The organism is Alphaproteobacteria bacterium (genome assembly GCA_035625915.1).
Lineage (GTDB): Bacteria > Pseudomonadota > Alphaproteobacteria > JACZXZ01 > JACZXZ01 > DATDHA01.
Genome location: DASPOR010000156.1, coordinates 1 through 8,310, shown reverse-complemented (window position 1 = coordinate 8,310; position 8,310 = coordinate 1). Strand labels below are relative to the sequence as shown.

The window sequence follows — 8,310 nt, the reverse complement described above, 5'->3', positions numbered from 1 at the left end:
TCGACCAGCAATTTCTCGGTGCCGTCGATGCATCGGTCGAGCACGCGCCGAAGTCCGGGGTTGGCGTGGGGCGCTTCGAGTGCCGAAACGGTTAAGCCTTCCGCTGCGAGCCAGTCTTGGGGCAGGTAAACGCGGTTGAGGTTCAGAAAGTCATCCTTGCAATCCTGGAGGTGGTTGATCACCTGAAGCGCGTTGCAAAGTGCATCGGATGCGCCATAGCCCGAAGGATCCTCGCCATGGAGGTCGAGGAGGTAGCGTCCTACCGGGGCAGCCGAAAGCATGCAGTACTGGTCGATCAGCTCCTCCCAGCTCGCGTAACGCAGAACCGTCGCGTCCCGTTTGAAGGCCGTGACGAGATCGATGCAATGTTGGGTGGTAACACCCGTCGCGATCAGGCTCGCGCGCAGGAGGTGCGCTTTGCGGTAAGCTGGATCGCCCGAGCCTCGGCCGAGAATGGCCGCCGCGAAGCCGTCCAGCCGGGCCGTTTTTTCGGCGGGCTTGAGCGATGGATTGTCGGCGATGTCGTCGATCGCCCGGGCAAAATCATAAAAGAGCGCCACATGAGGCCTAAGCGCCTTCGGCAACAGCAGCGAGCCCACAGGAAAATTCTCGTCTTCCGCTCCTTTTCCCGAGGGCGTTTCGACTTGTTCGGCCCGATCCGTCATGCGGGGCGTGTCTCGCCGGGCGGCTTTGCATCCATGCGCATGGCGCACTCCTTAGCATCTTCTCGGCGCAAACGAAACGCCCCAGGGATAGGGGATCGATACGGTCGCAACGGATCGCTCGGAAGCACCGGACGGCGGCCCTCCGGCGGTACGGATGGCCGTCGAATCGAGCCGGCATAGACAGCTCGTTATGACGCCGGTAAAAGGAGCGTCGTTTCGATCCGGCGGCAGGAGCAGGCATGACGGTCTTGGTCACGGGGGCTGCTGGCTTCATTGGCTTTCACGTAAGCCGAGCGCTTCTCGCCCGCGGTGAGGCGGTCGTCGGCATCGACAACTTGAACGACTATTATGACGTGCGCCTCAAGGAGGCCCGGCTTGCGGAACTGACGTCGGTCGACCGCTTCGCCTTCGAACGCGGCGACGTCGCCGAGGACGGCGTCCTTTTGGCGCTCGCGTTGAAACACCCGGGCATTACGCGCATCGTGCATTTGGCGGCGCAAGCGGGCGTGCGGTATTCGATACAAAACCCCGGTGCTTATATCCATGCGAACGTCCAGGGGCACTACATGGTGCTCGAACTCGCGCGGCGCCTCGAAGAACTCGACCATCTCGTCTACGCAAGCTCGTCCTCGGTTTATGGGGGCAACGCCAAGCGGCCGTTCTCGGTCGGGGATCGCGTGGACCGGCCGGTTTCGCTCTATGCGGCGACAAAGTGTTCAGCGGAGCTGATCAGCTACGCCTATAGTCACCTTTTCGGGCTTCCCGCGACGGGCCTGCGCTTTTTCACGGTTTATGGACCGTGGGGACGTCCGGACATGGCGATGTACATCTTCACGAAGGCGATGTTCGAGGATCGGCCGATCCAACTCTTCAATCACGGCAACATGCGGCGGGACTTTACCTATATCGACGATATCGTCGACGGCGTTCTCGCCTGCCTCGACAGGCCTCCCGATCGTCACCACGACGCACCGCACCGGCTCTACAATCTCGGCAATCATCGCGCTGAGGAGCTTCGCCGGGTCGTGTCGCTGATCGAAAGGGAAACCAACCGCCAGGCGAAGATCGAACTCGCACCCATGCAGCCCGGCGACGTGCCGGAGACCTTTGCCGATATCGAAGCGACGACGCGCGACATCGGCTTCGCGCCGCGAACGTCGATCGACGAGGGCGTGCCGCGCTTTGTCGAATGGTATCGGGCATTTCACGGGGTCTGAGCGATCAGCGCGGATTTAGACCGCGCGGCCATAGAGGTCCTCGAAACGCAGGATGTCGTCTTCGCCGAGATAAGCGCCCGTCTGCACCTCGATGAGATCGAGGGGCTCGGTTCCGCAATTTTCGAGCCGATGCTTGACGCCCACGGGCACAAAAGTCGACTCGTTCTCGGTGAGCGTGAAAGTCTTTTCGCCGACAGTGACGCGCGCGGTGCCGCGCACGACCACCCAATGCTCGGCGCGTTTCATGTGCTTTTGGAGCGAGAGCTTTGCACCAGGCTTCACGGTGATGCGCTTCACCTGAAAGCGCTGGCCGGCGTCGATCCGCTGATATCCGCCCCACGGACGGTGGACCATGACGTGAAGCGTGGCCTCCGGGCGACCGTCGTGCTCGAGGTTTTCGACGATTTGCTTAACATCCTGTACGCGATCCTTCGACACGAGCAACACCGCATCCTTCGTCACGACCACGACGACGTCTGCAACGCCGATCGCCGTCACGAGATGCCCGTCGCCGCGGATATAGCTGCCGCGCACGTCGCGGGCGATGACGTCGCCCCTCAAGACATTCCCGCTGGCGTCCTTTTTTCCGGTATCCCACAATGCCGACCAGGAGCCGACGTCGCTCCATCCCATGTCTGCCAGCACCACTGCGGCCTTGTCCGTGTGCTCCATCACCGCGAAGTCGATCGAGATCGCGGGCGCTTTGCTGAAAGCGGACGAGCCAAGCCGCATGAAATCGAGATCGCGAACGCTGCTTTCGACCGCCTTGCGGCAATATATGAGGACCTCTGGCGCAAGACGCTCAATCTCTGCGAGGTACGTTTCGGCGTCGAAGAGGAACATCCCACTGTTCCACGAATATCCGCCGTCGGCGAGAAAGCCTTCGGCCCTCGTACGGTCGGGCTTCTCGACGAAACGCTCGACCCTGAATACGCCGGGTATTCCTTCGACCGGGGCAGCGGCGTGGATATAGCCATAGCCCGTCTCGGGCGATTTCGGGGCGATCCCGAAGGTGACGAGCGAGCCAGCGCGCGCCGCAGGTGCCGCGCGATCGACGGCCGCAAGGAATCCGGCATGATCGGCAATCGCGTGATCGGACGGCAGGACGAGCATGAGCGTCCCGGGCGAAGTGTCGTGGAGCAGAAGGGCAGCGACCGTGACGGCTGGGGCGGTATTGCGTCCAACGGGTTCGAGCAAGATGTCGCGGGGCACGATGCCGATTTCGCGAAGCTGCTCACCGGTCACGAAGCGGTACTCCTCGCCCGAGACGAGAATTGGCGCCTCGAACCGGGTGGTGTCGGCAACGCGCATCGCTGTCTCCTGGAGGAGGCTTCTCTCCCCAACGAGCGGCAAAAGATGCTTGGGATAAGCCTTGCGCGACAATGGCCAGAGCCGCGTGCCCGAGCCGCCGCAAAGTATGACGGGATGGATCTTCTCGCCCATGCTGGGCATCCTTTCTGTCTCGAGCGGAGACTAACACGATGCCGCGGGGGCGCACGAGAGCGGACGGTAGGTGCTGCCGACGCGGTCCGTACCAAGTAGGTCATGTTGACAAGGTAGCGCTGTTTAACTAGGGATGAGTCGCCGATACTTCCTTACCCTCATGCATTCATTGATACTACTCCGTCATGGCTAAGCGGCCCCGCATTGCGGTCATCGGACTTGGTTATGTTGGGCTGCCCCTTGCGGTGGCGCTTTCCCGTCATTTTCCAGTCGTCGGATTCGACGCCAATGCCAGCCGCTCGGACGAACTCCGCCGCGGCCACGATCGCACACGCGAGGTCGGTGACGACGCCTTGCGCGCGACCGCGCTCGAAATCGCCGCGACACCGGACGCGATGCGCGGCAGCGATGTATTCATTCTGACGGTGCCAACACCGGTCGATGCGCGGAATTTGCCGGATCTTGCAGCGGTGCGCGCTGCCTGCCGCACAGTCGGGTCGGTCGTCGATAAGGGTGCGATCGTCGTGCTCGAAAGCACCGTCTATCCGGGCGTCACGGAGGAAATCTGTGGACCGGAGATTGCAGCCGCGTCGGGACTCGTTTCCGGCAAGGATTTTCACCTCGGTTACTCGCCCGAGCGGATCAATCCCGGCGATCGGCGGCATACGGTCGAGCACATCGTAAAGGTGGTCGCGGGAGAGACGCCGGCCGTTGCCGACCGGCTCGCCACGATCTACGGGGCGGTCAACGGAGGCAAGGTGTTTGTCGCAAAAAGCATCAAGACTGCCGAGGCGGCAAAGGTGATCGAGAATGCCCAACGCGACATCAACATCGCATTCGTCAACGAAGTGGCGATGATCTTCGGCAAGCTCGGATTATCGATCCACGACGTACTTGCGGCCTCGTCCACCAAATGGAACTTCGTGCCCTTCACACCGGGTTTTGTCGGCGGGCACTGCATCGGGGTCGACCCGTTCTATCTTGCCCATCTCTCGCAAAACCTCGGTCATCATCCGGAGGTCATTCTTGCCGGCCGGCGGATCAATGACGGCATGGGCGGCTACGTTGCGAACGCGATATCGAAAGCCATATGCGGCAGGCGCGGCAGCGGCCGCCGCGTGCTCGTGCTCGGGCTCACGTTCAAGGAAAACGTTCCGGATTTGCGCAACAGCAAAGTCGTCGATCTTGTCAACGGCTTACGCGCCAACGGATACGTCGTCGACGTCCATGACCCCCATGCCGATCCTCTGGAAGCGAAATCGCTCTATGGATTCGACCTCGTTACCAGCTTTGCCCAACTTGCACCGCACGATTGCCTCATAGGCGCTGTGGCCCACGATGAATATCGCTCGTTCACGGCCGAAGATTTCCGCCGCCTGGTCCAGCCCGATGGCGTCGTCGCCGACGTCAAGGGCATCTGGCGGCAAGTCGAACTGCCTTCCGGGATGATTCGCTGGGAACTTTGATCCAGGGCGAGAACCGGGCATCCACGCCTTTCTTTGGCTGCGCTAGCGCTGGAACTCCGCCGGCAGGCTCTTCGGACATGATTGCAGCGTGTGATAGACCGACAGGATCTCCTCGACCGCCTCAACATCTTCCTGCACCTTGATCACCATCTCCTCCGATACAAGATGAAGTTCAACGCCAAGATCGAAAACCTGGCGATAGATGCGCGCGCGCCGTGCGGATCGCTCGGGCAGCATGAACATGCTGAACATCAACACGCCCTCGAAGCCGTCGAGCGACCTCATCAAGCCTTCGAGCACCATGTAGGAACTCGGGAACATGTTTTCGCTGACATGGAGCTTGTAAATGAGCTGTTTGCGCGTGCAGTAGTCCCTTAGTACCAACGCCTGTATCGGGACGGGTACACGCAAGCCGCCGAATTCCCGGGAGCTGACATAGCCGCGAAAACCGACACGAGAAGCCGGCATGATCGCCCCTATTCCTCGAACCCGCCAGGTTGCTCGTAGCGCATGCCCACCAGACTGACCGGCCGCGTCGTGATCGGAAGATAGAACGAGCCGATCTTCTTTTCCGGACTTGCATAAGGCGTGAACAGGCCAGTGAACCGGCAATTCAGCGACCAGCGCGTCTCGGGCACGCGGTTGACGATGTTGCCGTGAAGACAATTCGGCGAAAATATCAGGGTCTTGCCATAGGGGATGTCGAGCCAGACGAGGTCTTTTTCGACGCTTGCGTACAGCTCACTCATGCCGCCGTCGCCGACCCGGCTGAGGTTCTTGCTCGCTCGCTCGCTTTTCGGATATGGCAGGATGAACATGGACTTCGTATCGCGGCAGTCGACGAGCGGCAGCCATTGGACAATCTGAAATGGCGTCTCGCCGCCGAAGACGTCGGCGTGGATGTCAAGCAATGAGCTGTCGTCATTGGGCATCTGGATCGAGAGGTTGACCCGGTTCTGCATTGCCAATTCGTTGCCGACAAGGGAGTCGATAGAACGGCGCCCGAGTGCGTAATAGGTTGGGCGGAACCAAAGGTTGCCATTCATGTTCCGATAAACGGCGAGACGGAGTTCGTTGAGCTTTTCCGGCTCCACGATTTTGTGAATATTGTTGAGAAATTCGCCGTGCTCATTGGGCATGTCGCGGCGGAGTTGCTGGCAGATCTGACCGACAATCTCCGCCCTGATCGCATCCAACGCGCTCTGATCGTCGACATCCCGGATCACATAGCCGTTCGCAAGAAAGTCCTCACTGAGCTCTCGCTCGGCCTTCGTGAGAAATGAATCGACAACTGTCAAGTTCCAACCCTCTCTTGGCGGGAGTGGCGCCGCCCCTTCCCGCCGTTATCGTCGACAACGCGCGGCAAGTAGGCGAAAATCCGTTTCACGGCGCATACCATGTCCCAGCATCGAATGTAAAACAATAGCAGACCGAGCAGCCGCATCCGAGGAAGCTTGCGGGTGCGCCTGCGACGCATTACCGTCCGCTCCGGCCCGAGGTGTTGGGCGACCCAGACGCCGGGTTCCGTTATTACGAGACGAGAAGGATGGGGGATCTTGTCGCACCACGAGGATTTACGTCGCGAGGAGCATGTCAAGGGATCGTCGAACCGCTCGTTTGGGCTGGTGTTCGGCGCGTTTTTCCTCGTTGTTGGCTTAGGCCCGATGTTATCCGGCCGCCAGCCACGCATCTGGTCGCTTGGACTTGCTGTCCTCATCGTGCTCGTCAGCCTCTTAACGCCCCGTCTCCTGGCACCCTTCAACCGATTGTGGCTGAAGGCTGGCCTGCTCTTGAGCAAGGTCGTGACGCCTGTGGCCATGGGGCTGCTCTTCGTAACCACAATCGTACCAATGGGTTTGGCCATGCGGCTTGGGGGCAAAGACCCACTGCGGCGACGTTTCGATCCCAATGCGAAAACTTATTGGATCCAGCGTATGCCGCCGGGACCGCCGCCTGAGTCAATGAAGAATCAATTTTGATCGACGGCTAGCGGACGATGAGGCCGTGCGCACTCTTTCAGCGAACTTGAGTGGCGCTCCGATTTGCATTTCCGCGCCTCGGACGGCGCCATCGCGGAGTAGGCCCCGGTACGTGGCCCGGTGCGTCATATGAACGGGGGGGAGGATTCGTCGCGAGGCAAGACAGCCGCCCGGGACGAGGACACCCTCCTGTGGGCGTTCTACGATTTGAATGTCTCTCCAACAGGCTACGATTTCGCGACGTTTCTGGCGCTTGCAGAGATGGCGCGCCGGCGAGGCGGCCACTCGGCCTTCCATGTCGTGATCGTACCGGCCGAAGGCGACGGCTTCTGGGACAGGGAAAGCTATGCCGCGAGCGACAAATCAACACGTCTGCGCCGCCTATTGATCCCTCTTGCCGGCCTCATGCGCCATTGCAACGGCGTTACCCTCGCAAGCGGGCGCGCCAACGCAAAAGCGATTCGCTCGTCAACGCATGGCCGGCTCTTTCCGAGCGGCTATTCCGTCGACCGGCCCGTCGATGACGCATACCAATGGGCTCACATCATGGCGGCCCTCGCCTGTGGCGAGTCCTTGCCGGGATGGCGGGTCCCCGTTCAGGCTCACGCCGTCGTTTCCCGTTGGCTGGACCAGCATGTTGGCGGCCGTCGGCCAATCGTCCTGACGTTGCGCGAAGCGAGTTATTTCAGCGAACAAAATAGCGATGTTGCATCCTGGGCCCGCTTTGCGCGCGGTCTCGACCCGGATCGCTATTGCCCAATTGTGCTTCGAGATACCGAACGCGTCTCTGAGAATCCACCTCTGGAACTGGATGGCCTGCTGACGTTCGATGCAGCCTCGCTCGATGTTGACCTCCGCGCAGCGCTTTACGAGCGCGCCTACCTGAACATGATGTCGGCGAATGGGCCGATGCAGCTCGTTTGGCTTAATCCGAAGTGTCGCTCGATCGTCGTGAAATTGCTCAACCTGGCGTCAGCCCGGTCCTGCCCAACGCCGATCCGCGCCATGGGCTTCGAGCCGGGGCGGCAGCCGAGCGGCTTTCCCGAGACGCACCGCATTGTGTGGGAAAGCGATTCCCCGGAAGCGCTCAAGGCCGCTTTCGCCGATATGGTACGTCGCATCGAGCAAGCTGGCCCCGGCCCCTCACCACCGGTGAACGAAGAATCGCCATTCGCCACGGCCCGGCGTCTGCGCCAAACCGGGCGCGCGGCGGCGGTGTCGATTTACGAGCATCTTTTAACATCCGGCCGGAATCGGGGTGCGGCTGCGGCCGGACTGATGCTTGCGAACGTCCAGGTGCCGGCACGGCTGTGGCGCTTGAGTGCGGGCCGATATTGGCGGCTTAGGCGCGAGGCTGTCCGCGCTCTGGGGAGCGCACTTCCGCAGGATTCCGAGAGCCTGATCGAGTTGGCGCAATGGTGTGCGGTCGAGAGGAGATCGAACGACGCGGCAATGCTCTGTCGTCGCGTTTTGTCGCTTGCTCCTGAACATCCGCATGCACATTGGCTCCTCGGGCAAATGGCGCTCGAGGCAGGCGATT

General features: G+C 61.1%; 8 protein-coding genes. 4 read left to right on the top strand and 4 right to left on the bottom strand.

Features of this window, described 5'->3' with window-relative positions; all coding sequences use genetic code 11:
- On the bottom strand, positions 1 to 665 hold a 665-nt coding region (locus VEJ16_12205; protein ID HYB10426.1), incomplete at its 3' end, for a squalene/phytoene synthase family protein.
- Positions 666 to 904: 239 nt separating this feature from the next.
- On the opposite strand from VEJ16_12205, the gene VEJ16_12200 reads away from it, so the two are divergent.
- Positions 905 to 1,882, top strand: a complete 978-nt coding sequence (locus VEJ16_12200; GenBank protein HYB10425.1) for an NAD-dependent epimerase/dehydratase family protein — start codon at positions 905 to 907, stop codon at positions 1,880 to 1,882.
- 15 nt (positions 1,883 to 1,897) lie between these two features.
- On the opposite strand, the gene VEJ16_12195 is transcribed toward VEJ16_12200, so the two are convergent.
- A complete protein-coding gene (locus VEJ16_12195) occupies positions 1,898 to 3,325 on the bottom strand; it encodes a mannose-1-phosphate guanylyltransferase/mannose-6-phosphate isomerase (GenBank protein HYB10424.1) in 1,428 nt (475 codons plus the stop codon).
- A gap of 185 nt (positions 3,326 to 3,510) precedes the next feature.
- Here VEJ16_12195 and VEJ16_12190 point away from each other — a divergent pair, with 185 nt between their 5' ends.
- Positions 3,511 to 4,791, top strand: coding sequence for a nucleotide sugar dehydrogenase (locus tag VEJ16_12190; GenBank protein ID HYB10423.1), 1,281 nt, complete (start codon positions 3,511 to 3,513; stop codon positions 4,789 to 4,791).
- A 42-nt stretch (positions 4,792 to 4,833) separates the two neighbouring features.
- Here the strand turns inward: VEJ16_12190 and VEJ16_12185 are convergent, their stop codons facing one another.
- Positions 4,834 to 5,259: an LIC12192 family sporadic carbohydrate cluster protein gene (locus tag VEJ16_12185; protein ID HYB10422.1), complete on the bottom strand. Its 426-nt coding sequence runs from the start codon at positions 5,257 to 5,259 to the stop codon at positions 4,834 to 4,836.
- An 8-nt stretch (positions 5,260 to 5,267) separates the two neighbouring features.
- Positions 5,268 to 6,089, bottom strand: a complete 822-nt coding sequence (locus VEJ16_12180) for a sporadic carbohydrate cluster 2OG-Fe(II) oxygenase (protein ID HYB10421.1) — start codon at positions 6,087 to 6,089, stop codon at positions 5,268 to 5,270.
- A gap of 258 nt (positions 6,090 to 6,347) precedes the next feature.
- On the opposite strand from VEJ16_12180, the gene VEJ16_12175 reads away from it, so the two are divergent.
- Positions 6,348 to 6,770 carry an SxtJ family membrane protein gene (locus VEJ16_12175; GenBank protein ID HYB10420.1) on the top strand — a complete coding sequence of 141 codons (423 nt, stop codon included), beginning with the start codon at positions 6,348 to 6,350 and terminating at the stop codon, positions 6,768 to 6,770.
- Positions 6,771 to 6,899: 129 nt separating this feature from the next.
- Positions 6,900 to 8,310: hypothetical protein (locus VEJ16_12170; protein HYB10419.1), on the top strand; the 1,411-nt coding region annotated here is incomplete at its 3' end.

Excerpts from the sequence above, each read along its gene's own strand:
- VEJ16_12200 (HYB10425.1), top strand. The coding sequence starts at position 905 with ATGACGGTCTTGGTCACGGGGGCTGCTGGCTTCATTGGCTTTCACGTA.
- VEJ16_12190 (HYB10423.1), top strand. The coding sequence starts at position 3,511 with ATGGCTAAGCGGCCCCGCATTGCGGTCATCGGACTTGGTTATGTTGGG.
- VEJ16_12185 (HYB10422.1), bottom strand. The coding sequence starts at position 5,259 with ATGCCGGCTTCTCGTGTCGGTTTTCGCGGCTATGTCAGCTCCCGGGAA.
- VEJ16_12195 (HYB10424.1), bottom strand. The coding sequence starts at position 3,325 with ATGGGCGAGAAGATCCATCCCGTCATACTTTGCGGCGGCTCGGGCACG.